This is a genomic window from Streptomyces sp. iso_384, assembly GCF_056172905.1.
Genome location: NZ_JBWBTT010000001.1, coordinates 2628248 through 2651224 on the forward strand (window position 1 = coordinate 2628248; position 22977 = coordinate 2651224).

20 protein-coding genes and 1 pseudogene are annotated in these 22977 nt (G+C 72.1%); 16 read left to right on the forward strand and 5 right to left on the reverse strand.

Translation table 11 applies throughout. The features are described 5' to 3' along the window. Positions 1-137: 137 nt before the first annotated feature. From cmk to der, 3 genes are all read left to right on the forward strand, one after another. Positions 138-836: a (d)CMP kinase gene (gene cmk / locus AC0VY3_RS11575; protein ID WP_475549553.1), complete on the forward strand. Its 699-nt coding sequence runs from the start codon at positions 138-140 to the stop codon at positions 834-836. Next, the gene (locus AC0VY3_RS11580) at positions 833-1489 is read left to right on the forward strand and encodes a lysophospholipid acyltransferase family protein (protein WP_242736034.1); all 657 of its coding nucleotides are present in this window, start codon (positions 833-835) and stop codon (positions 1487-1489) included. Before cmk ends, AC0VY3_RS11580 begins: the two co-directional genes overlap by 4 nt. A 76-nt stretch (positions 1490-1565) precedes the next feature. Continuing rightward, the gene (gene der / locus AC0VY3_RS11585; RefSeq protein ID WP_030631001.1) at positions 1566-3035 is read left to right on the forward strand and encodes a ribosome biogenesis GTPase Der; all 1470 of its coding nucleotides are present in this window, start codon (positions 1566-1568) and stop codon (positions 3033-3035) included. Positions 3036-3132: 97 nt separating this feature from the next. On the opposite strand, the gene AC0VY3_RS11590 is transcribed toward der, so the two are convergent. Further along, positions 3133-3492 carry a hypothetical protein gene (locus AC0VY3_RS11590; protein WP_103512742.1) on the reverse strand — a complete coding sequence of 120 codons (360 nt, stop codon included), beginning with the start codon at positions 3490-3492 and terminating at the stop codon, positions 3133-3135. A gap of 137 nt (positions 3493-3629) precedes the next feature. Further along, positions 3630-4412, reverse strand: a complete 783-nt coding sequence (locus AC0VY3_RS11595; protein WP_030085794.1) for a hypothetical protein — start codon at positions 4410-4412, stop codon at positions 3630-3632. Positions 4413-4930: 518 nt separating this feature from the next. On the opposite strand from AC0VY3_RS11595, the gene AC0VY3_RS11600 reads away from it, so the two are divergent. The 3 genes from AC0VY3_RS11600 (at position 4931) to AC0VY3_RS11610 (ending at position 7861) form a co-directional block, all read left to right on the forward strand. Further along, positions 4931-6214, forward strand: coding sequence for a glycosyltransferase family 4 protein (locus AC0VY3_RS11600; protein WP_475549554.1), 1284 nt, complete (start codon positions 4931-4933; stop codon positions 6212-6214). A 119-nt stretch (positions 6215-6333) separates the two neighbouring features. Then, on the forward strand, positions 6334-7299 hold the full coding sequence (locus AC0VY3_RS11605; RefSeq protein ID WP_475549555.1) for a helix-turn-helix transcriptional regulator: 966 nt from the start codon (positions 6334-6336) through the stop codon (positions 7297-7299). A 346-nt stretch (positions 7300-7645) separates the two neighbouring features. Further along, the gene (locus tag AC0VY3_RS11610) at positions 7646-7861 is read left to right on the forward strand and encodes an I78 family peptidase inhibitor (protein WP_103512739.1); all 216 of its coding nucleotides are present in this window, start codon (positions 7646-7648) and stop codon (positions 7859-7861) included. Positions 7862-7976: 115 nt separating this feature from the next. Here the strand turns inward: AC0VY3_RS11610 and AC0VY3_RS11615 are convergent, their stop codons facing one another. After that, a complete protein-coding gene (locus AC0VY3_RS11615; RefSeq protein WP_103512738.1) occupies positions 7977-8993 on the reverse strand; it encodes a phosphatase PAP2 family protein in 1017 nt (338 codons plus the stop codon). A gap of 495 nt (positions 8994-9488) precedes the next feature. On the opposite strand from AC0VY3_RS11615, the gene AC0VY3_RS11620 reads away from it, so the two are divergent. After that, positions 9489-11234, forward strand: a complete 1746-nt coding sequence (locus AC0VY3_RS11620; RefSeq protein ID WP_475549556.1) for an MFS transporter — start codon at positions 9489-9491, stop codon at positions 11232-11234. Between the two features lie 102 nt (positions 11235-11336). After that, positions 11337-12557, forward strand: coding sequence for an acyl-CoA dehydrogenase family protein (locus AC0VY3_RS11625; protein WP_103508195.1), 1221 nt, complete (start codon positions 11337-11339; stop codon positions 12555-12557). Positions 12558-12624: 67 nt separating this feature from the next. Here the strand turns inward: AC0VY3_RS11625 and AC0VY3_RS11630 are convergent, their stop codons facing one another. Continuing rightward, a complete protein-coding gene (locus AC0VY3_RS11630; protein WP_103508194.1) occupies positions 12625-13068 on the reverse strand; it encodes a cell division protein SepF in 444 nt (147 codons plus the stop codon). Positions 13069-13378: 310 nt separating this feature from the next. Here AC0VY3_RS11630 and AC0VY3_RS11635 point away from each other — a divergent pair, with 310 nt between their 5' ends. From AC0VY3_RS11635 to AC0VY3_RS11655, 5 genes and pseudogenes are all read left to right on the forward strand, one after another. Further along, positions 13379-14602: a DUF5685 family protein gene (locus tag AC0VY3_RS11635; protein ID WP_475549557.1), complete on the forward strand. Its 1224-nt coding sequence runs from the start codon at positions 13379-13381 to the stop codon at positions 14600-14602. A 73-nt stretch (positions 14603-14675) separates the two neighbouring features. After that, positions 14676-15465 (forward strand): annotated as a pseudogene (locus AC0VY3_RS11640) (LLM class flavin-dependent oxidoreductase). Positions 15466-15469: 4 nt separating this feature from the next. Then, on the forward strand, positions 15470-16291 hold the full coding sequence (locus AC0VY3_RS11645; RefSeq protein WP_475549558.1) for a DUF1684 domain-containing protein: 822 nt from the start codon (positions 15470-15472) through the stop codon (positions 16289-16291). A gap of 230 nt (positions 16292-16521) precedes the next feature. After that, a complete protein-coding gene (locus AC0VY3_RS11650; RefSeq protein ID WP_103512802.1) occupies positions 16522-17421 on the forward strand; it encodes a S1 family peptidase in 900 nt (299 codons plus the stop codon). Positions 17422-17609: 188 nt separating this feature from the next. After that, a complete protein-coding gene (locus tag AC0VY3_RS11655; protein ID WP_475549559.1) occupies positions 17610-18089 on the forward strand; it encodes a hypothetical protein in 480 nt (159 codons plus the stop codon). Positions 18090-18107: 18 nt separating this feature from the next. Here AC0VY3_RS11655 and AC0VY3_RS11660 read toward each other — a convergent pair whose 3' ends face one another. Continuing rightward, complete coding sequence (locus tag AC0VY3_RS11660; RefSeq protein WP_475549560.1) at positions 18108-19034, reverse strand: DUF4231 domain-containing protein; 927 nt, start codon at positions 19032-19034, stop codon at positions 18108-18110. Between the two features lie 327 nt (positions 19035-19361). Between AC0VY3_RS11660 and AC0VY3_RS11665 the strand changes: the two genes are divergently transcribed. The 3 genes from AC0VY3_RS11665 to fxsBH all read left to right on the forward strand — a co-directional run bounded on the left by AC0VY3_RS11665 (position 19362) and on the right by fxsBH (position 22955). Further along, positions 19362-20033, forward strand: a complete 672-nt coding sequence (locus AC0VY3_RS11665) for a hypothetical protein (RefSeq protein WP_475549561.1) — start codon at positions 19362-19364, stop codon at positions 20031-20033. A gap of 366 nt (positions 20034-20399) precedes the next feature. Continuing rightward, entirely contained in the window at positions 20400-20564 is a 165-nt protein-coding gene (locus AC0VY3_RS11670; RefSeq protein WP_103512799.1) for an FXSXX-COOH protein, read from the forward strand. A 30-nt stretch (positions 20565-20594) separates the two neighbouring features. After that, complete coding sequence (fxsBH, locus tag AC0VY3_RS11675; RefSeq protein WP_475549562.1) at positions 20595-22955, forward strand: radical SAM/SPASM protein FxsBH, inactivated beta-hydroxylase extension form; 2361 nt, start codon at positions 20595-20597, stop codon at positions 22953-22955. The last annotated feature ends 22 nt before the right edge of the window (positions 22956-22977 follow it).

Genomic DNA, 22977 nt, shown 5'->3' on the forward strand with positions numbered 1-22977 from the left:
ACGTACGAAGGGAGCGGCGCCACCCCCGCGCGGGTGGCCCGCCTCCCCCGTACGGGGTACAAGGGCACGCCCGGTACTCGGTAACCTGGTACGAGGCCGCCCGCAGGCCCGTCCGCCCCGCCCCGTGTACCAGGAAGGTGTCCACCACCGTGGAAACCGCACGCCCCTCCGTGATCGTCGCCATCGACGGGCCCTCGGGCACCGGCAAGTCGAGCACCTCCAAGGCCGTCGCCGCCAAGCTCGGCCTGAGCTACCTGGACACGGGCGCGCAGTACCGGGCCATCACCTGGTGGATGCTGAACAACGGCATCGACGTGGGCAACCCGGAGGAGATCGCCACCGCCGCCGCCGCCAAGCCCGTGATCGTCTCCGGCACCGACCCGGCCGCCCCGACGATCACCGTCGACGGCGAGGACGCCTCGGGACCGATCCGCACCCAGGAGGTCACCTCCACGGTCAGCGCCGTCAGCGCGGTCCCCGAGGTGCGCACCCTCATCACCGCGCTCCAGCGCTCCATCGCCGCGGCCGCGACCGGTGGCATCGTCGTCGAGGGCCGGGACATCGGCACCACCGTGCTGCCCGACGCCGACCTCAAGATCTTCCTCACCGCCTCACCGGAGGCCCGCGCCGCCCGCCGCAGCGGCGAGGTCAAGGGCTCGGACCTGACCGCCACCCGCGAGGCCCTGATCAAGCGCGACGCCGCCGACTCCGGCCGCAAGACCTCCCCGCTCGCCAAGGCGGACGACGCCGTCGAGGTGGACACCACCGAGCTGACCCTCCAGCAGGTCATCGAGTGCGTCGTCACCCTCGTCGAGGGGAAGCGGGTCGCCGCGTGAGCGATGCCACAGGCGCGCCCACGCTGCGCGGAGCGGCCGTCGGGCGGTCCATCGGCATCGGCCTGATGTACGGGCTGTGGAAGCCCCGGGTGCTCGGCGCCTGGCGGGTGCCCGCCGCCGGACCCGTCATACTCGCGGTGAACCACTCCCACAACATCGACGGACCGATGCTGATGGGCACCGCACCCCGGCCGGTGCACTTCCTGATCAAGAAGGAGGCGTTCGTCGGCCCCCTCGACCCGTTCCTGCACGGGATCGGCCAGATCGAGGTGGACCGTACGACCGTCGACCGCACCGCCATCAGCCACGCGCTCGGCGTACTGGAGGACGGCGGAGTCCTCGGGATCTTCCCGGAGGGCACCCGGGGCGAAGGAGACTTCGCCTCACTGCGGGCCGGACTCGCGTATTTCGCGGTACGGGGCGGGGCGCCCATCGTCCCCGTGGCCGTCCTGGGAAGCACCGAGCGCCGCGGACGGTTGATACGGGGGCTGCCCCCGCTGCGCAGCCGGGTCGACGTCGTCTTCGGCGACGCGTTCGACGCGAGCGCCGGTGACGGGCGGCGGACCCGCAAGGCGCTGGACGAGGCGACCCTGCGGATCCGGGCGAGGCTCACCGCCCACCTGGAAAGTGCCAAGCGCCTCACCGGGCGATAGGCCAGACTTGAGTACTTGAGTAGTGGGCCGCGCTGATCGCGGCCCATCGATGATGATGCAAAGAGGAACGGACTTCATGAACGACCAGATTCACTCCGACGGCTCGGGCCACGAGCACGGAGAACTTGGCGATGCCGAGTACGCGGAGTTCATGGAGCTCGCCGCGCAGGAGGGCTTCGACCCCGAGGAGGTCGAGGGCGCCCTCGGCGAGGCCGGTCACGGCCCGCTCCCCGTGCTCGCCGTCGTCGGCCGCCCCAATGTCGGCAAGTCGACCCTGGTGAACCGGATCATCGGCCGCCGCGAGGCCGTCGTGCAGGACAAGCCCGGCGTCACCCGCGACCGCGTCAGCTACGAGGCCGAATGGGCCGGACGCCGCTTCAAGGTCGTCGACACCGGCGGCTGGGAGCAGGACGTCCTGGGCCTCGACGCCTCCGTCGCCGCCCAGGCCGAGTACGCCATCGAGACGGCCGACGCGGTCGTCTTCGTCGTCGACTCCACCGTCGGCGCCACCGACACCGACGAGGCCGTCGTCAAGCTGCTGCGCCGGGCCGGCAAGCCCGTCGTCCTCTGCGCCAACAAGGTCGACGGCCAGAGCGGCGAGGCCGACGCCACCGCCCTGTGGTCGCTGGGCCTCGGCGAGCCCTACCCGGTCTCCTCGCTGCACGGCCGCGGCACCGGCGACATGCTGGACGCGGTCCTGGAGGCCCTGCCGGACGCCCCGGCCCAGAAGTTCGGCACCGCGCTCGGCGGCCCCCGCCGGATCGCCCTGATCGGCCGCCCGAACGTCGGCAAGTCCTCCCTGCTGAACAAGGTCGCGGGCGAGGACCGGGTCGTCGTCAACGAACTGGCCGGCACCACCCGCGACCCGGTCGACGAGCTGATCAACCTCGGCGGCATCACCTGGAAGTTCATCGACACGGCCGGTATCCGCCGCCGGGTCCACCTCCAGGAGGGCGCGGACTACTACGCCTCGCTCCGTACGGCCGCCGCCGTGGAGAAGGCCGAGGTCGCCGTCGTCCTGATCGACTCCAGCGAGTCCATCAGCGTCCAGGACCAGCGCATCATCACCATGGCCGTGGAGGCCGGGCGCGCACTGGTCGTCGCGTTCAACAAGTGGGACACCCTCGACGAGGAGCGCCGCTACTACCTGGAGCGCGAGATCGAGACGGAGCTCGCACAGATCTCCTGGGCGCCCCGCGTCAATGTCTCGGCCGTCACCGGCCGGCACATGGAGAAGCTGGTCCCGGCCATCGAGACCGCGATCGAGGGCTGGGAGACCCGCGTCCCCACCGGCCGGCTCAACGCCTTCCTCGGTGAGATCGTCGCCTCCCACCCGCACCCGATCCGCGGCGGCAAGCAGCCGCGCATCCTCTTCGGCACCCAGGCGGGCACCAAGCCCCCGCGCTTCGTGCTCTTCGCCTCCGGCTTCCTGGAGCACGGCTACCGCCGCTTCGTCGAGCGCCGGCTGCGCGAGGAGTTCGGCTTCGAGGGCACCCCGATCCACATCTCGGTCCGGGTCCGCGAGAAGCGCGGCCGCAACAAGTAGCACCGGCACACGACGAAGCCCCGGACGCTCTCGCGAGAGCGTCCGGGGCTTCGTCGTGCGGCCTGCGTCCCCCGGCCTTGCCCGGCCTCGTACGGCCTCAGGAGTCGCGTGACCCCGGCGGCAGCGCCGCGGGCCGGGGCCGCCCGGCGTGCCGCCCCACCCGCTGCCAGGAGCCGAGCGCCCCGGTGTGCTGGCTCTGGCCACCGCTGCCACCGCCGCTGCTTCCGCTCTGGCCGTCGTGCCCGCCGTGGCCGCTGCCGTGACCGGGGGCGGTGGAGTGACCGCTCAGCGGTGTCCGGGAGGCGAAGAGACCGGCGCCGAAGGCCGGGAAGCCGAGATTCTCCTCGCCGCTGCGGTCACCCGGCAGCGCCCGGAACGAGCGCCGGTACTCGGAGTACAGCGCGTCGTAGATCGGGGTGGGGGACACGCCCCCCGACGGATCCTGCGAAGGACGCATGGCAGGGATCTGACTCTGATACTGGCGGGAGGAGTCGTATGAGTGCACGTAGGTGCCAACGACCTCGGCGCCCGTCGGATGCGGCCCCGCCGGAGAAATCGCTGTTCGGCGGGGGTGCCCGAGCTGGGCGGACATGATCAGGTCCCGGCCAGCGGCATCGACGCGGCGACCAGGAGCCCGTTGACCGCGGCCTTCTCCAGGGCGTCCCGGAGCAGGTCCTCGCGCGGCTGCTGGCCGATGGTGCCGGCCGGGGCGGCGAAGACGAGGACCGTCTGCGACTTGTTGACCGCGGCCCGCCAGCCGTCGGTCACCTGGAGCGGCTGGTGCGCCTGCCACCAGGCGACCGGGTTGCCGCCGCCGGCGCTCGGCTGGAGCACGGCGTGCAGTTGCCCCACCGCCAGCAGCACGGACCAGCCCGGAAGGACCTCCGGCAGCCGGTTCATGTCGGGGGCGGGGCGGAAGCCCTGTTCCAGCAGCAGCTGGAGGAACTCGTCGCCCCCGCTGCCGTCGGTGCCGGGCCGGGCGACCGGGCCGGTCGGTTCGACGACCAGGGCCGGGCGGAGATCGTCCTCGATGAGGACGAGTCCGCTGGTGATGCCGAGGACGGCCTGTTCGGGCATGAGCCCCTCCGTATTCGTCTGCTCGCTGCCGGTGATGCTGCGCACCGCGCCCTGGAGCTGGTCCTCCGCGACCTTGACGACCTGCGAGGGGATGCACGTCGCGTGGGCGAACGCGAGGACGGCGGTCTCGTCGCCGATGAACAGCACCGTGCTGGTGCGTTCCTGGTCGGAGTCGCCGGGGGTGCGGCAGGAGGTGCAGTCGTAACTGCCCGGGGCGTTGTCGCCGACGAGCAGCCGGTCGGCTTCGTCGTCGCCGATCTCGGCGCGTACGTCCTGGCTGACGTCGAGCATGCGCGGCACGGGGGCTCCTCGAACTCGGTGCGTGGGCCGGGGGGTTCCCGGCTCATGAAGAGACAACGCGGGATCCGTGGCCGGGGTCACGCACCGGGGCGTACGGAAGTGAGGAACAGGTCGACACATCGGTACGTCGAGGAGTCGACCCACGGCCCCTCGTGCGCCCGTCGCGTGGCCCGGCGTACGGCCCGTCGCACCCGCCCCGCATCTTTTACCCGGGCGCAGGCAACCTACCGGCATTGAGCCTCGTCAAGCTCGAAGGAAAGCGTTGGCCAATGGATGGCGGGCAGGCGACCGGGCAACCGCACCGGTGGCCCGAGGGCGCGTTCCCGTGACTTCCGGGCCTGCGGCCATCCGGATCGAAAGATTCCGGAACCCGCAGGTCAGTGGTGGTCCCGGCGGCGGGACGGGGATTCCGTGCGCGCCTTTCCGGACGCTCCGGGATTCCCGGTGTATTCCGGACGGGAATGCGCTCGGAAGTGCAGCTTTGACAGGCCGGATCGACTGGGGGAAACAGCTACACCATGCATATTTCTTTTCTTCTGCACAATGCCTACGGAATCGGAGGAACGATCCGGACGACGTTCACCCTCGCCCGTACGCTCGCCGAGCAGCACGACGTCGAGATCGTGTCGGTCTTCCGGCACCGTGACGCACCTGTCCTCGGCGCGCCCGAGGGCGTGACCATGCGCCACCTCGTCGATCTGCGGAAGAAGAGCGCCACGTACGACGGCGACGACGCCGAACACGCCCGGCCCGCCGCTGTGTTCCCGCGCGGGGACAGCAGGCACAAGCAGTACAGCAGGCTCACCGACGCCCGGATCGCCGCCCATCTCCGGACGGTCGAGGCGGACGTCGTCGTCGGCACCCGCCCCGGTCTCAATGTGCACATCAGCCGGCAGACCCGCCGGGGACCGGTGCGCGTCGGGCAGGAGCATCTGACGCTCGACAGCCACGGCTACCGGCTGCGCCGCGAGATCGCCCACCGGTACACCCTGCTCGACGCGCTGACCACCGTCACCCGTGCCGACGCGGACGACTACCGCAGCCGGCTGAGGCTGCCGGGCCTGCGGATCGAGACCATCCCCAACGCCGTTCCCGAGCCCGCCTGTCCGCCCGCGGGAGGCGACCTGAAATGGGTCGTCGCGGCCGGCCGGCTGCACCGGGTCAAGCGCTACGACCTCCTGGTGCGGGCCTTCGCCCAGGTCTCCGCGGCCCGCCCCGACTGGCGGCTGCGCATCTACGGCGGCGGTGACGCGACCGGCGACGAACAGGCGTCGCTGCGCACCCTCGTCGACGAACTCGGCCTGCACAGCCACGTGTTCCTGATGGGCTCGGTCAACCCGATGGAGGCCGAGTGGCCCAAGGCGTCGATCGCCGCCGTCACTTCCGAGCGCGAGTCCTTCGGCATGACGATCGTCGAGGCGATGCGCGCCGGTCTGCCGGTCGTCGCCACCGACTGCCCGCACGGACCCGCCGAGATCATCGACGACGGGGTCGACGGGCGTCTGGTGCCGGTCGGCGACCCGGACGCGACCGCCGCCGCGCTGCTCCAGCTGATCGAGGACGACGACCTGCGCCGCCGGATGGGCCGGGCCGCACTCGGCGCCTCGGCCCGCTTCGACCCGGCGCGGATCGCCGAGCGCCACGAGAGCCTGTACACCGAGCTCCTCGCCCGCGGAGCCCAGGGGCGCGGCCACAGCTCTCTGAGCACCGCGCTGCACCGCACCCGGGGCAGCGTCCTCGACGGGGCCTACGCCCTGCGCTACAAGGCGGCCGACGTGCTCCGCGGGAAGAGGTCCGCATGACGGCCCCGTCGCCGTAGCCGGGGGCAGCGGACAACGGGTGGCGGACGGCCGCGGCGGACGGGCCCAGCGGACGGGCCCAGCGGACAGGAGCTGTCCGCTGCTCCTGGCAGACTCGCCGCATGTTGGAGACCTCCGCACGACTGCTGCGCCTGCTCTCACTTCTCCAGGCCCACCGGGACTGGTCCGGCGCCGACCTCGCCGACCGGCTCGGCGTCACCCCGCGCACCGTGCGCCGGGACGTCGACAAGCTGCGCGAACTGGGCTACCCGGTGAACGCCAGCCGTGGCACCGGCGGCGGCTACCAGCTCGGGGCGGGTGCCGAGCTGCCGCCGCTGCTGCTGGACGACGACGAGGCCGTCGCGGTCGCCGTCGGCCTGCGCACGGCGGCCGGACACGGCATCGAGGGCATCGGCGAGAGCTCCGTGCGCGCGCTGGCCAAGCTCGAACAGGTGCTGCCGAACCGGCTGCGCCGCAGGGTGGGCGCGCTCGGCGCGTTCACCGTGCCGATGCTGCACGGCCCGGAGGCCTCCGCGGTCGATCCCGGGGTACTCACCGAGCTGGCCGGGGCCTGCCGGGACGCCGAGCGGCTCCGGTTCGCCTACCGGACCCATGACGGGGAGGCATCGCGGCGTACGGTCGAACCGCACCGGCTCGTCTGCACCGAGCGCCGGTGGTATCTGGTCGCCTGGGACGTGGAGCGGGCGGACTGGCGCACCTTCCGGGTGGACCGGATCACCCCGACCCCGCCGCACGGCCCCCGTTTCACCCCGCGTACCCCGCCCGCGGAGGATCTGGCGGCGTACGTCTCGCGGGGCGTCGCGGTCTCGGCGTACGCGGCCCGGGCCGTGATCCTGCTCAAGGCCCCGCTCGCGGAGGCCGCCCGCCGGGTGTCGCCGTCGGCCGGGGTGCTGGAGGCGGTGGACGAGGACACCTGCCGGCTGATCACGGGGGCGCCGGACCTCACCGTGCTGGTGATCCATGTGCTGATGATGGGCATCGATTTCGAGGTCGTCGAGCCTTCCGGCCTCTCCGGGCTGATGCGGGAAGCGCGGGACCGGCTCACGCGCGCGCTCGACGGTCCGTGAGACTCCGGACGGGGTGAGGGAAACGTGCGGAAAGGAAAGACCGGTTTAAGCGGGCGGGAAATTCCGGTGCCCCGGCCATTCGGGCGACGATCCCCCGTGATGGGAAAAGGGGCAGGTCACCCCGGTGATTCCGGATCGCTGGCGGAGCACTCTTCCCGCCGGTGAACGGAGGTTCTCGTTAATGCGCGCCGATGCTTCCGGCCGGTCCGTTCGGGTGAATGGAACCGTGTATACGCGTGTGGGGATCCTGTGACACAAGCGTGACCGCCATGGCATGTGGAGATGCAGGGGGACGCCGTTGCGGCCCGGCCTTCCGCCACGGTCCGGGGCCGCCTACGGTGAAGGCATGGCATCTCTACCGCCCCCTCCAGCACAGCCGGACGACGCCGCCGAGTCCTACGTCGGCCTCGCCGCCGACGCCGCCGAGCGGCAGGCCAGAAGCCGTGGCTGGGACACGGTCCGGGCCGTACCTCCGGGCACGTTCCTCACCATGGAGTTCCGCCACGGCCGGATCAACTTCCAGGTCGAGGGTGACACCGTGACGCGCTGCTGGGTGGGCTGACCCGCACCGTCGCACCCGGGCCCCCGACGGCCGAAGGCCCCGACCGCGGTCGGGGCCTTCGGCGTACGGAGTGAGGTGGTGCGTGCCGCCCCCGAGGGTTCGGGGGAGCGGTGGATCAGCCGCCGGACAGCGGGCGGGCCGGGCTGCCGGTGCCGCGCGGGCCCCGTTCCGTGTGCGGCGGCGGACGGCGTACCCCCGCCGGGGCGACCGGCATACCGCCCGGACGCGCGGGGTGTCCGGTGTGCGCCCGCGGCCTGGCGCCCGCCGGATGCCCGGCGGGCAGCACCGGTTCGACCGGGGCGGTCGCGGCCTCGTCGGTGAGACCGTCGGTGGCCATCGACATCGGCAGCAGCACCGGCTGCGGCCCGGCATCGGCCACGGACGTCGGACGGACGCCGCCACGCCGCTCCCGCCACCGCTCGCGCATCGCGAAGATCCAGGCCTCGGTCCGGGCGATCAGCGGCTCGAACCAGGGCAGCGCCAGCAGGATGAGCAGGCCGGCCGCCCAGCCCAGCACGACATCGCTGAGCCAGTGCGTACCGATGTACACGGTGGTGAGGCCGACCCCCAGCGAGACCGTCGCGGACACCGCCGACAGATAGCGCCTGGCCCGCGGTGTGGTGGCCAGATAGGCGAGGATTCCCCAGGTCACGACGGCGTTCGCGGTGTGCCCGGAAGGAAATATATCGCCGCCGGCGAACATCTCGGCCGAGCCGATCTGCGTCGCGTAGTGCGGGCCGAGCCGCCCGAGCCCCAGCTTGACCGCGCCCACCGTCACATTGAGCAGCAGCAGGGCCGTGCCGAGGACCAGCAGCGGCCGCAGCGTGTGCTGACGCCAGGAGCGCCAGCCCAGCCAGCAGGCGACCATCACCGCCGTGGGGCCGCGCTGGCCGAGCACGACGTAGTAGTCAAGGAAGGCGTGGAGTTCGGGCCACTGCTGGTAGGGCCGGAACAGCATGACCTTCCAGTCCAGGGCGACCAGCCAGGACGTGATCAGCACCGCCCAGACGATGGCGAGATAGAACGCCAACGTCCCGCCGAAGAGGGCGATGCGGTGACGGCTCATCCGCGGTGCCTCTATCTTCGGCGGTTCCGGCTCCCGGTCCAGCCGGGCAAAGATGTCGGTACGCACCCAATCGACGTTACAGCGAGTGAGTGTGCGAGCAGGCCAATCCGGGCTCTTTGTGATGACGATGTGATGTGGACTTTGTCTCGGAACGGCGTCTTTTCCGGGCGCGGAGAAGAATCTCCGTGAGCGTGCGGCCAATAGCCCGTGGGTTCCGTTCGTAAGCGTGTTTGATCTCTCGGAAAAAGAGTCGCACCAAAATCCGTGGCATTTGATCCCGCCATTCGGGGCAGACGCACGCCGTCGTGTCGCGCACCGCCCCACCCGCCCGGACCCCGCCCCCGCAGGGCTCCGGGCCCCTCCGGCGGGAGCCCCCCGACCGCACCCGGAACGGGGTACGCCACACTGAGCGGCGGACCGCGGTATGACGTGCACCACGTGTGACCACACCGAACTCGCGTACGCTGACGGCTCACTCGCCCGTCGATGCCGGGCCCGAGGGACGCACCCCACGTCACCGTCGGTCCGCCGAGCGCGAGGGACTCATCGGGAGGTACGTAGATGTCCGGGACGACCACGGCCGGGGTCCGGCTGCGCAAAGCCGCCGACGACGCCAACCGCTGGGTCGTCCTCGTCGTCCTCTGTCTCAGTCTTCTGGTCGTCGCCCTCGACGCGACCGTGCTCCATGTCGCCGTTCCGTCCCTCACCGAGGACCTGCGCCCGAGCGGTACGGCCCTACTCTGGATCGTCGACGCCTACCCCCTCGTCTGCGCCTCGCTGCTCATCCTCTTCGGCACGCTGGGTGACCGGATCGGCAGAAGGCGCGTGCTGCTGATCGGCTACGCGCTGTTCGGCGTCGCCTCCGCGCTCGCCGCCACCGCCGACACCTCCACCGTCCTGATAGCGGCCCGCGCCCTCCTCGGCGTCGGCGGCGCGATGATCATGCCCGCCACGCTGTCGATCCTGCGCCAGGTCTTCCCCGACCGCCGGGAGCGGGCGCTCGCCATCGGGGTGTGGACCGCGGTCGCCGCGGTCGGCGCCGCCACCGGACCGGTCGTCGGCGGCTTCCTCGTCGAGCACTTCTGGTGGGGCTCGGTCTTCCTGATCAACATCCCGCTGATGGCCGTGATCCTGCCGCTGGGCCGCTGGCTGCTGCCCGAGTCGCGCGGCGGCGAAGACGGCCCGTGGGACGTGCTGGGCGCGCTCATGGCCGCGGCGGGCGTCCTCGGCGTCGTCCTCGGCGTCAAGCGTCTGGGCGGCGGCGCGGGGCTCCTGGACCCGGTCTCGCTGGGCCCGCTGGCCCTCGGACTCGCGCTGCTGATCCTCTTCGTGCGCCGCCAGAAGCGCCGCAGGCATCCGCTGATCGACATCTCGATGTTCGCCCGTCCGGCCTTCTCCACCGCCGTCGGCTGCATCGTGCTCGCCATGCTGGCGCTGGTCGGCCTCCAGCTGATCGCCGTCCAGTACCTCCAGCTGGTGTTGGGGCTCAGCCCGCTGGAGACCGGGCTGCGGCTGCTGCCGCTCACCTTCGCCGCGATGGCCGCGGGCGCCACCGGCTCGTACACCCTGCGCCGCATCGGTCCCCGCCGCATGGTCGGCTGGGGCTTCGTCCTCACCGCGGCCTCGGTGCTGCTGCTCACCTCGATGGGCCAGCACGACCGGCCCGCGCTGCTGACCTTCGCCTTCGTCCTGCTCGGCTTCGGGCTGCAGACCACGCTCTTCGGGGCGTACGAGTCGATGCTCAGCGACGCCCCGCCGGAGCGGGCCGGCGGCGCGGCGGCGATCGGCGAGACCTCCTACCAGCTGGGCGCGGGCCTCGGCATCGCCCTGCTCGGCAGTGTCATGAACGCCGCCTACGCCCCCGGCCTCGCCTCCCTGCACGAGAAGGGCGTCCCCGCCCGCGCCGGGGCCGAGGCCTCCCACTCGCTGGGCGAGGCCTATCAGGTGGCCGCGCAGCTCGGCGGCCCGATGGGCGATCTGCTGCGCTCCACGGCCCGGCACGCCTTCGTCGGCGGCCTCCACATCACGCTCTTCGTCAGTGCGGGGCTGCTGCTGCTCGGGGCGCTGGCCGCGCTGCGCCTGCCGAAGGTCATGGACTGTCCGCCGAAGGAGCCCTGCCGCCGGGCCGAGGGCCACGCAGCCGAGCCGGAGGCCGCCGGGTCCCGGGCCCCGAGGGCCGCCGCCCCCGGCCCCCGGGCCGCCGAAGCCGTCCGTCCGGCCGGCCGGGAAGGCCCGGCGCCGCGCCGGCTGCTGCCCGCACGGCGCGAGCCGGCCGAGGCGACCGGCTCTGGACGAGCGGCACACTGAGCCGTAACGTCAGCACGACGCCCTGACTACCACTGCTAGTTTTCGGAGGGCGGGCGTCTCCCGGTCCCTCCGAGCACCGTGCGAGCCGCCGGAGGCACCCTCATGTCCAGCACCGAGTCCGCGAAGCCGTCGAAGCTCCCGCCGTTCGACGCCTCGGATCCCCTCGGCATCGACGACCTGCTCGGCCCGGACGACCTCGCGATCCGCGACACCGTCCGCACCTGGGCCACCGACCGGGTCCTGCCGCACATCGCCGAGTGGTACGAGAAGGGCGAGCTGCCCGGCGTCCGCGAGCTGGCCCGCGAGCTCGGCGCCCTGGGCGCGCTCGGCATGTCGCTCGACGGGTACGGCTGCGCCGGGGCGAGCGCCGTCCAGTACGGGCTGGCCTGCCTGGAACTGGAGGCCGCCGACTCCGGTATCCGCTCGCTCGTCTCCGTACAGGGTTCGCTCGCCATGTACGCGATCCACCGCTTCGGCTCCGAGGAGCAGAAGCAGCGGTGGCTGCCCGGCATGGCGGCGGGCGAGAACATCGGCTGCTTCGGCCTGACCGAGCCCGACCACGGCTCCGACCCGGCCGGGATGCGGACGTACGCCAAGCGCGACGGCGAGGACTGGATCCTCACCGGCCGCAAGATGTGGATCACCAACGGCTCGGTCGCCGGGGTCGCGGTCGTGTGGGCGCAGACCGACGAGGGCGAGGACGGCCACGGCATCCGCGGCTTCGTCGTCCCGACCGACACCCCCGGCTTCTCGGCGCCCGAGATCCACCACAAGTGGTCGCTGCGCGCCTCGGTCACCAGCGAGCTGGTCATGGACGAGGTGCGGCTGCCCGCCGACGCGGTGCTGCCGGACGCGAAGGGGCTGCGCGGCCCGCTCAGCTGTCTGAGCCACGCGCGCTACGGCATCGTCTGGGGCGCCATGGGCGCGGCGCGGGCCAGCTTCGAATCGGCCCTCGACTACGCGCGGAGCCGGGAACAGTTCGGCCGGCCGATCGGCGGCTTCCAGCTCACCCAGGCCAAGCTGGCGGACATGGCCCTGGAGCTGCACAAGGGCATCCTGCTCGCCCACCACCTGGGCCGCCGGATGGACGCGGGCAGGCTCCGGCCGGAGCAGGTCAGTTTCGGCAAGCTGAACAATGTGCGGGAGGCGATCGAGATCTGCCGCACCTCGCGCACGATCCTCGGGGCCAACGGGATCTCGCTGGAGTACCCGGTGATGCGGCACGCCACGAACCTGGAGTCGGTGCTCACCTACGAGGGCACCGTGGAGATGCACCAGCTGGTCCTGGGCAAGGCGCTCACCGGTCTCGACGCCTTCCGGTGAGCGGATCGCGCCGGTACGCGCGCGCCGACCGGATGCGTTGACCGGATCCTTCCGGCGAGCGCCCTGCTCAGCTCTGGTTGAAGAAGCCGTCGGCCTTGCGGCCGGAGGCTTCGCCCGCCACCACCTGGGTGTCGGCGGGGGACAGCAGGAAGACCCGGGTGGCCACCCGGTCGATCGAGCCGCGCAGGCCGAAGATCAGCCCGGCGGCGAAGTCCACCACGCGCTTGGCGTCGGCGGGGTCCATGGCCGTGAGGTTGACGATCACCGGGACGCCGTCCCGGAAGAGCTCACCGATGGCCCGCGCGTCCCGGAAGCTGTCCGGGGTCACCGTCGCGATCCGGCGGTCCCGCTCCTCGGCCGCCTCCGCGGCCACCTGCACCCGCGGGTCGGTGACCCAGGCCTGGTTGCCCGTGCCCGTCTCCGTACCCTCGGCGTACTCGTCGTCGTAGTACCGCTCGTCGTTGTCCTCCACGAGGCCCAGCCAGGCACTCGCCTTGCGCACCGATCCCATGGACGCCTCCTCTCACCGCGGTTCTGTGGCGTTCCGCATCTCTTTCGTATCCCTATGGTCGTCCATGATGCGGATACCGCGCCAAGTAGATAGTCGGCTCGCAGGCGATTCGTGACGCTACTGGTGCAGGGGATGTGGCGATTCGTCAGGGTTGGTACCGCATAAGGGGGGTTGCGAAAAGAAAATATGATGCCCCGGGCCGTACGGGTGATCCTGCCGACGGACGGGTGAACGGATGGCTGGATACGATGCATGGCGGTCCGGTGCAGCGAGCGGCGCGCACCGGCGATGCGGATCCCGGGGGATCGTCGTGTTCGGAATCGTCAGGCCCTGCACCCATCGGCTTTCCGAGGGCCTCAGGGCCGAGTGGATGGCCCATCTCTGCGGTCTCTGCCTGGCCCTGAGGGCAGATCACGGACAGTTCGCCCGGATCGTCACGAACTATGACGGCCTGATCGTCTCCGTCCTGACGGAGGCTCAGGCGGGCCGAACACCCGAGGGCCGCCGCACCGCGGGCCCCTGCCCGCTGCGCGCCATGCGCACCGCGCCGGTCGCCAAGGGCGAGGGGGCCAGGCTCGCCGCCGCCGTCTCGCTCGTCCTCGCCTCGGCCAAGGTCCGCGACCACGTCGCCGACCGGGACGGGCTGTTGGCCCGCCGCCCGGTCGCCGCCGCCGCACGCCGGGTCGCCGCCGGCTGGGACCGGGCGGGCGCGCGGACCGGGGCGGCCCTGGGCTTCGACACCGCGCTCCTGGTCGACGCGGTCGACCGGCAGACCGGCATCGAGACGCTCGCCGGGCTCGGCACCCCGCTGCTGACGGTCACCGAACCCACCGAGACCGCCACCGCCGCCGCCTTCGCGCACACCGCCGTGCTCGCCGGGAAGCCGCAGAACGCCGCACCGCTCGCGGAGGCCGGCCGGCTCTTCGGGCGGCTCGCGCACCTGCTGGACGCCGTGGAGGACCGGGAGGCCGACGCCGCGTCGGGCGCCTGGAACCCGCTCACCGCCACCGGCACCCCGCTGACCGAGGCGCGCCGGCTCTGCGACGACGCGCTGCACGGCGTACGGCTCGCCCTGCGCGAGGTGGAGTTCACCGACGGCAAGCTCGTCCACGTCCTGCTCGCCCATGAGCTGCGGCGCTCGGTCGACCGGGCGTTCGGCACCTCCTCCTGCTCGCACCAGGAGGGCCAGGGGCAGCAGGGGCTGCTGGTCCCGGACGCCTCCTTCGGGCCTCCGCCGGGCAACCCGTACGGAGCGCCGCCCGGCAACCCGTACGCCCCCGGCGGCCCCGGCTCCCCGCCCCCGCCGCCGCGGCCGCCGCGCGACCGGCGCGGGCTGATCGCCGGCTGCCTGGTGTGGGTCGGGCTCGCCTGCACCTGCCAGATGTGCTGCGGGAGCTTCGAGGACCCCTGGACCAGGGAGCCCCGGCAGGCGCCGTGCCAGAACTGCGGCGACTGCTGCGAGGCGTGCGGTTGCTGCGGCGACTGCGGCGAGGGCTGCTGCTGTTGCGGGGATTCCTGCGGCTGCGACTGCTGACGCCCGCCGGGCCGACGTCAGCTGCCGGGCACGTCGGCTCAGCTCGCGAAGCAGGCCTGACCGTGCCCGTCCGATGTACCTCGCCGCTCATGTCCCCCGGCGTCAACAACGCCACCGTGTGGTCCGATCCGCGCTCCCGCAGCCAGATCGACCTCTCCTCCTTCGAGCACCTGGCCAGGACGGCGGAGCGCGGGAAGTCCGACTTCTTCTTCCTCGCCGAGGGGCTGCGGCTGCGCGAGCACAACGGCCGCGTCCACGACCTCGACGTGGTCGGCCGGCCCGAACCACTGACCGTGCTGAACGCGCCGGCCGCCGTCACCGAGAAGCTCGGCCTGGCCGCACGGTCAACGCCGCCTTCGACGAGCCGTACGAACTGGCCCGCCGGCTCGCCACCCTCGACCACCTCAGCGCGGGCGCGCCGCGCTCGCCGCAGGGCCACCCGGTGGTCATCCAGGCCGGGACTCCGACGAGGGCCGGGAGAGTTCGCCGCGCCCACCGCCGACATCGTTTTTACCCGGCACGGCACCCTGGAGGCGGGCCGGGAACTCTACGCCGACGTCAAGGGCCGGCTCGCGGCGTACGGCAGGGAGGGGCTGCCACTGCGGCAGACCGCCATCGAGACCACCACCCGTCAGTCGTTCACCGGCTCGCCCGCCGCGGTCGCGGCGGAGCTGACCCCGTTCGTCGACGAACGGGCCGCCGACGGCTTCATCCTCGTACCCCATCTCACCCCCGGCGGCCTGGACGACTTCGTCGACCGGGTCGTGCCGCTCCCCCAGGAGAGCGGAGCCTTTCGCTCCGAATACACCGGCTCCACGCTGCGGCCGCACCTCGGCCTTCCGGAGCCGGTATGGAAAGGTTGACCGCATGAGCACGGACGCAACGCAGCAGGAGCAGGCCGGCGGGCCGGGCGCCGCACAGGACTGGCGGCGGTGGCACGAAGAGCGCGTCGTCGCTGTCGCCGCCCCGTACGGCCCGCTCTCCCTGACCGGAACCCACTGGCTCTCCGACTACCCGGAAGGGCGAATTCCGGCCGTCCCGGGGCGCTGGCGCGAGGATGGCGACGAGGTGGTCCTCACGGCCGCCGCCGAAGACAACATCGTCGTCGACGGCAAGCCGCTGACCGGCGAGATCCGGCTCGGCGCGGACCGCGGGCCGATCGACGACTCCCGGGTGGCGCAGGGCGAACGGCGGCTGGTGGTGCTCCGCCGCGAAGGGCTCTGGGCGGTACGGGACTTCGACCCGGGATCGGCTGCCCGGCACGCCTTCTCGACCATCGAGGCCACTCCGTACGACCCCCGCTGGGTGCTGCCCGGCGCCTTCCGTCCCTACGGCGGCGACCGGACCGTACGGGTGGCCAACGCGGACGGGGTCGAGCGCGGTCTCGGGCTCGGCGGCGAGATCGCCTTCACGGTGGCCGGCGATGAGCGCACGCTCCAGGTCGCGGTCGAACCGGACGGGTCGCTGTGGGCCGTCTTCGCCGACGCGACCAGCGGGAACAGTAGCTACCGCTTCCGCTTCCTGCGGCCCGAGGCGCCCACCGCCGACGGCAGCGTGAGCGTCGACTTCAACCGTGCGCTGCTGCCGCCGTGCGCCTTCGCCGACCACTTCATCTGCCCCTTCCCGCCCCCGGGCAACACGCTCGCCGTGGCGGTCCCGGCGGGGGAGCGGAACCGGATCGACGCCTGACCCGCGACAAGCCCCTCCGGCCCCGGCAGCCCCACGGCTCCCGGGGCCGGATGCGTATGAGGTCCAGGTGGCCGAAAGGCATTCTTGCGCCTCCTGACCGGCCCCCTCGATACTCCGGTCAGCGATTGTCAGGGGCACGGCAATTCCGGAATCCGGACAGGCCCCCGACTGCGCCTCACGGGCCCGCCACCCCACAGGAGGGCCCCCGATTCCCCTCGGAGGAACCCGAAGTGAGGATCAAGCGCACCAACAACCGCTCGAACGCGGCGAGACGCGTCCGTACCACGGCCGTTCTCGCGGGGCTCGCCGCCGTCGCGGCGATGGCCATCCCCACCGCGAACGCCGAAACCCCCCGTACGTTCAGCGCCAACCAGCTGACCGCGGCGAGCGACGCCGTGCTCGGCGCCGACATCGCGGGCACCGCCTGGAACATCGACCCGCAGTCCAAGCGCCTCGTCGTCACCGTGGACAGCACGGTCTCGCAGGCGGAGATCAACCAGATCAAGAAGTCGGCGGGCGTCAACGCCGACGCCCTGCGCATCGAGCGCACCCCCGGCAAGTTCACCAAGCTGATCTCCGGCGGCGACGCGATCTACTCCAGCACCGGACGCTGCTCGCTCGGCTTCAACGTCCGCAGCGGCAGCACCTATTACTTCCTCACCGCCGGCCACTGCACCGATGGCGCGAGCACCTGGTGGGCGAACTCGGCCCGCACCACCGTGCTCGGCACGACCGCCGGGTCGAGCTTCCCGAACAACGACTACGGCATCGTGCGCTACACCAACACCGGCATCACCAAGAGCGGCACGGTCGGCAACCAGGACATCACCAGCGCCGCCAACGCCACGGTCGGCATGTCCGTCACCCGTCGCGGCTCCACCACCGGCACGCACAGCGGTTCGGTCACCGGACTCAACGCCACCGTCAACTACGGGGGCGGCGACGTCGTCTACGGCATGATCCGCACCAACGTGTGCGCCGAACCCGGCGACTCCGGCGGCCCGCTCTACTCCGGCACCCGGGCCATCGGTCTCACCTCCGGCGGCAGCGGCAACTGCTCCTCCGGCGGAACGACCTTCTTCCAGCCGGTCACCGAGGCGCTGAGCGCGTACGGCGTCAGCGTGTACTGACCGGCCCCGCCCGGCAGGGTACGGAGCTGTCCGTACATACGTGCCCCCGTCCGGAATTCCGGACGGGGGCTCCCGCTCGCCGGGGGCTCTTGAGAGGATGTCGCCACGACGGGTCGTCGTGACGGGGCGACGGGGGCAGAGACCCGCCCCCGAGGTGTGCTCCGCCGGCATCAGGGGGTTGCAGGTCCGTGAATCGCATCGGAGTGACCGGTCACCGCTCCATCCCCGCCGAGGCCGAGGCGCATGTGCTCGCGGGGCTGCGGGCCGCGCTGTGCGGCCTCGACGGTGCGACGCAGGCGCTCTCCAGTCTGGCGGTCGGCGCCGACCAGCTCTTCGCCGACCTCGCCCTCGCCTGCGGCGCCGAATTGACCGCCGTGATCCCCAGCGGCGACTACGAGGCCTGCTTCGAGAACGCCGCCGACCTCGCCCGCTACCGGATGCTCAAGGCCCGCGCGGTGCGGGAGGTCCGGCTGGACTTCCCGCACTCCAGCGACGAGGCCTACTACGCCGCGGGCGCCTACATCGCCGACCACTGCGACCGCCTGCTCGCGGTCTGGGACGGCCTCCCGTCCCGCGGCCTCGGCGGCACGGGCGACATCGTGACCTATGCCCGCACCCTGGGCCGCCCGGTCACCGTGATCTGGCGCGACGGAGTCCTGCGCGGCTGACCCGGGCCGGGCGAGAGCTCACACGCGGTGCCGGACCAGCCAGTCGGTGTGCTCCGGCGACACGATCCGCTCGGTCTCGAACACCGCCGCCGGCCAGTGCCGTTCGGTGAGGGTGGTCTCCATGGCGGCCTGCATCGACTCCAGGTCCTTCTCCACCAGCGAGTGCGCCGAGATCAGCGGATGGTGCCGGCGCATCTCGTTCCAGGCGAGACAGGCCGCCGCCGCCGCGGACAGCGCCCCCGTCAGACCGAACGACCGGCCCACCCCGAAGGTCTGCAACACGCTCAGCGCCAACGCCGGCAGCGTCAGCGCGACGATGGCGCCCGACCACAGCAACGCCCCGCGCCGGGAGGCCTGCTGACGTCGGCGGTACCAGCGCCTCTGTTCGATGAGCCGGTCCCGCACATAGGTCTCCTTGCGGACCGTGTAGGCCTTGTTCCGCAACGCGTGCATGGACTCCGTGATGAGACCGCCGGAATCCGGCAGTTCCTCGCGCGGATCGGCCCAGCCCACCTTCCGCAGCTCCTGGAGGCCGTCCTCCAGCCGATTGGCGAACAGCGCCTCCGGGTGCCCGGACGCACTGTCGAACGGCGCGCCGTGGACCGCGTAACGCCAGCAGTTGGACTTGATGAACTCCGCTGCGGAACGGTTCAGTTGCCAGTGCGACTTTGCTTTGCGCTGGGAGGCGAGGAACGTCACGAAGAGCACGCCCAGGTACGCCACCACCGCGGCCCCGTACAGGGCCCTGGACGCCGGACCGTCCTCGGCGTGCCAGGGCAGTGCGGCGGGCACCGTGCCGGCCACGAGCAGCGCCAGCTGCACCCGGGTGGTGTTCACGGCTTCGCGCTGGCGGGCCACGGCGACCGCGTCCGTGTGGTGGAACAGGGCCGGCAGGTCCTCGTTCCTGAAGACCATGGATCTCAGCGGCTCGGGCAACGCCGTCATGGTCGCCTCCGTCTGCAGTTGTCGTGTGACCCGGCCGGTCCTCGCGCCTGCCCCGCCCGGGGCCACGAGAGTAGGGGGGAGGGCCGGACCCGGCAAGACCGTACCGGCTCCGCGGAGGGCCGGTGCGGCAGGGTTCGGCCACTTCCGCACAGGTGTTCTTCCGTGCGCGGCAGCGCTGTGGCAGGGTTGCCCAACTGGACTGAAAAGCAGGTGAGTTGCCGCCCTCACCGGCGGCCGCGATCACCGCCGGGCGGGGGAGGGGCCATCGAGGGGGACGGAGCCGGCGGAGGGGATGACGACATCCCGCTCCGGGACAGCCAGCGCAGGGTGCGCCGCAGCCCGCTGCTCTTCACCGCTCCACTGGTACTGCTCGCGGTCCTGATCCTGATCCTGCTGTGGGAGGCCGTCCGGGCCAATGTCTCGCCCGGCGCCCGGGACGACTGGCCCTGGCGGCTGCAACTGCTGGACATGGAGGCGCTCGGAAGCCTGCTGGCCGTGGCGGCCGGCGCCGCACTGGCCAGGGCGCAGTACGCCCGCACGGTCCGGCCCTACCTCGGCTGGCGCGGCTCCTGGCGCAAGGGGCTGCTCGCCGAGGGGAAACCCGCCTGGCGCGTCGGGATACTGAACGGTGGTCAGCACATCGCCGTGATCGAGAGCTGGGAGTGCCGGGTGGTGCTGCGCGGCGGGCCCGACGCGGCCACGGCGCCCTGGGTCGCCGTCCCGGACGTCGTGACCACCCTGGCCGCGGACGGTCTCTCGGTGGGGCAGGACTACCAGCTCATCGCCTTCGGGAAGGGCTTTCCGCTGGTCGGCACCGGGAACTACGAGACCGTGCCGGTGGGGGTGTTCTCGGAGCGGTTCGTCGAGCGGGTCGACGCGCTCCAGGTCCGGGTGCGGGTCACGGATGTCGTGGGCGACAGTCACGAACGCGTCCTGGACTGGGTGCGCGGTGCCCGGGCGGAGTACAACGTGCCCGGCGCGGAACCGGTGAACGAGTGAACTGCCGTCCCCGTCGAGACGTCCCGGCGGGTACGGCCGGGGCCGGAGCGGGCCCGTCGGGATGCGCCCGCCCGCCACCTGTGGCGGCCGCCTCGACGGCGACGGAAAGCCTCTCACCTGCACGGGCCGGCAAAAGTCCGGACGTCGCTCCGGCCCGTGGAATCCGCCGCTCGTCCGCCGCTCACCCGAGCGGTCGCGCGAAAGAGGTGTTTCGACGGGAGAAACCCGATGTGAAGGCTGGTCCGCCGGCATGTGCGGGGGCCTCAGCGGTAGTAAAGTGCGCGTGCCGGGCCGTGCGATGACACGGAATCCGTGCAGCGTTTCAATGTCCGGAAACAGACCCTTCAGGATCCCCCTAGGACGGCCGTGAAGACCTACGGAACCACCCCCGCCTTCGCCTCTGCGAAGACCCGCGCGACCCTCGCGGCGACCGACGTCCGCAGCGCCGAGGCCGCCAGGAAGCTCGACCGCGCAATCGGCGCGACAACGGCCCGGTCCACCCGGATTTCCACTTTCAGTTCGGCTCTCTGAGCCGGCGTCAGAAGTGGATAGAATGGCGGAATGACAGGACCCCTGGTCCCCTTCCGTGAATTCGTACTCAAAGTGCACAGCAGGTGTGATCTTGCCTGCGACCATTGTTATGTCTACGAACATGCAGATCAGAGCTGGCTGACCCGCCCCAAGACCATCTCCGACGAGGCGATTTCGTGGACCGCCCGGCGCCTGGCCGAGCATGCGACGACTCATGTGCTTCCCTCCGTCACAGTGATCCTGCACGGCGGGGAACCGCTCCTGGCAGGGCCCGCGCGATTGCGACGGGTCTGCGAGGAGCTCGGCTCGGCCCTGAACGGCATCGCTGAGCTGGACCTCAGGATCCACACCAACGGCGTCCAGCTCAGCCCCCGTTATCTCGACCTCTTCGACGAGTTCCACGTCCGGGTCGGGATCTCGCTCGACGGCGACCGCGCGGCCAACGACCGCCACCGCCGGTTCGCCGACGGACGCAGCAGCCACCCGATGGTGATGCGGGCGGTCGAACTGCTCCGCGAGGAGCGCTACCGCCACCTGGACCTCGGCCTGCTCTGCACGGTCGACATCCACAACGACCCGGTGGCCGTGCACGACGCCCTCGCCGAGCTCGAACCCCCGCTCGTCGACTTCCTGCTGCCGCACGCCACCTGGGACGACCCGCCGCCACGCCCGGACGGCTCACCCACCGCGTACGCCGCATGGCTCCTGGCGGTCTTCGACCGCTGGACGGAACAGGGCCGCCCCATGCCCGTCCGGATGTTCGCCTCGGTGCTCTCCAGCCTGAACGGCGGCCCCAGCCTCACCGAATCACTCGGCCTCGCCCCCACCGACCTCGTCGTCATCGAGACCGACGGAAAGCTGGAACAGGTCGACTCGCTCAAGAGCGCCTACGAGGGCGCCGCCGCCACCGGGTTCGACGTCTTCAGCAATACGTTCGACGAGGTCGCGGCCCACCCCGGCGTCCGGGCGCGCCAGCTCGGCCTGGCCGGAGTCAGCGAGACCTGCCGCCGCTGCCCGGTCGTGCGGTCGTGCGGCGGCGGGCTCTACACCCACCGGTACCGCTCCGATTCCGGCGCCGATGGCGGCTTCGACAACCCCTCGGTCTACTGCGCCGACCTGGCCGCGCTGATCCGCGGCGTCGAGGAACGGACCGCCGCCGCCACCGAGTCGCCCGCCGTCCGGGCGCCGGACGCCCTGCTCGCCGCCCACCTGGACCTGACCCGCACCCTGCTCGCGGCGCTCCACGACACCCTCGACGGACAGGGCGGAGAGCTCTGGGACGAGGCCTGGCGGCTCGCGGCGAGCGTGGAGGCCGACGCTCCGGGCGCGGAAGCTCTCGACACGGTGCTCGCCCACCCCTACACCCGCACCTGGCTGGTCGGCGCCCTGGAGGACGTCCACGCCGGCCGCGGTCTGACCGGGCCCGCCGCCGAACGGCTCGGCGCCTGTGTGGCCGCCGCCGCCGTCCGGGCCGGGCTCGACCTGCCGGTGCCGGTGGCGTACCGCGACGGAAGCCTGCATCTGCCCACCCTCGGCACCGCGGTCGTCGGCGGGCCGGGGGAGCGGGGCGTGGCGGTGGTGCGCGCCACGGACGACGGCTTCCTCGTCCGCCGGCCCGACGCCGTGGCCGCAGCGCCCTGCGCTCCCGCCGTTCGCGGCCCGGAGCTGCGTATCGCGCACGAGGAACCGGAGGGCCCGCACTGGCGTCCCGTCCGCGTCCTGCGGCGCACGCCCGCTCCGGCCCTCCTGCTGGACGACCTCGACCCCTTCCGCGACGGCTTCGGCGCCGCCCCGGCCGACCGGCTCAGCGCCGAGCGGGCCGACGCCTGGGGGCGCCGGATCGCCGACGCCTGGGCGCTGCTGGCCGACGCCGTTCCGGAGCAGGCGACGGAGGCCGCCCGGACGCTCACCACGGTGACCCCGCTGGCCGCCGGTACGGCCGAGCCGGGTCGCCACGGCCACGGTGCGCTCGGCGTCGGCGAGGCGGCCGACGGCAAGGAGCTGGCACTCGGCCTGCTGAGCGGATTCCGCCGGGCGAAACTGCGGGCGCTCGGTGAAGTGACGGATCTTTACGCCTTGGACGGTACCTGGGAACATCGGACGCCTTGGGGGAGCGAACACGTGACGTTCTCCCGACTGCTGGCGGAGACATTCGAACGGGCGGGGCTCGGGCTTTACGATCCGCGCTTCCTCATGGGTGTTCCGGAAGCCCTCGACATGATCGAGAACGCGGCGGAGGTGACGGTCGACGGAAAACAGCTGATCGCCGCTGTCCGCAAGGAGATCAGCGGAACACGGAGTGCGGCCGGGAAGAATCGCGGCAGGACCGTCCCGCCGTCCGGTCATCCTTCGAACGTCCTGTCGTCTGACCGGAAAGTGACGTTCGAATGACCGAACGGCAGGGGGGTGGAAA

Bases quoted from the DNA above. Each gene is read 5' to 3' on its own strand.
- der (WP_030631001.1), top strand. From the start codon at position 1,566: ATGAACGACCAGATTCACTCCGACGGCTCGGGCCACGAGCACGGAGAA.
- AC0VY3_RS11590 (WP_103512742.1), bottom strand. From the start codon at position 3,492: ATGCGTCCTTCGCAGGATCCGTCGGGGGGCGTGTCCCCCACCCCGATC.
- AC0VY3_RS11600 (WP_475549554.1), top strand. From the start codon at position 4,931: ATGCATATTTCTTTTCTTCTGCACAATGCCTACGGAATCGGAGGAACG.
- AC0VY3_RS11605 (WP_475549555.1), top strand. From the start codon at position 6,334: ATGTTGGAGACCTCCGCACGACTGCTGCGCCTGCTCTCACTTCTCCAG.
- AC0VY3_RS11610 (WP_103512739.1), top strand. From the start codon at position 7,646: ATGGCATCTCTACCGCCCCCTCCAGCACAGCCGGACGACGCCGCCGAG.
- AC0VY3_RS11620 (WP_475549556.1), top strand. From the start codon at position 9,489: ATGTCCGGGACGACCACGGCCGGGGTCCGGCTGCGCAAAGCCGCCGAC.
- AC0VY3_RS11625 (WP_103508195.1), top strand. From the start codon at position 11,337: ATGTCCAGCACCGAGTCCGCGAAGCCGTCGAAGCTCCCGCCGTTCGAC.
- AC0VY3_RS11630 (WP_103508194.1), bottom strand. From the start codon at position 13,068: ATGGGATCGGTGCGCAAGGCGAGTGCCTGGCTGGGCCTCGTGGAGGAC.
- AC0VY3_RS11645 (WP_475549558.1), top strand. From the start codon at position 15,470: ATGAGCACGGACGCAACGCAGCAGGAGCAGGCCGGCGGGCCGGGCGCC.
- AC0VY3_RS11660 (WP_475549560.1), bottom strand. From the start codon at position 19,034: ATGACGGCGTTGCCCGAGCCGCTGAGATCCATGGTCTTCAGGAACGAG.
- fxsBH (WP_475549562.1), top strand. From the start codon at position 20,595: ATGACAGGACCCCTGGTCCCCTTCCGTGAATTCGTACTCAAAGTGCAC.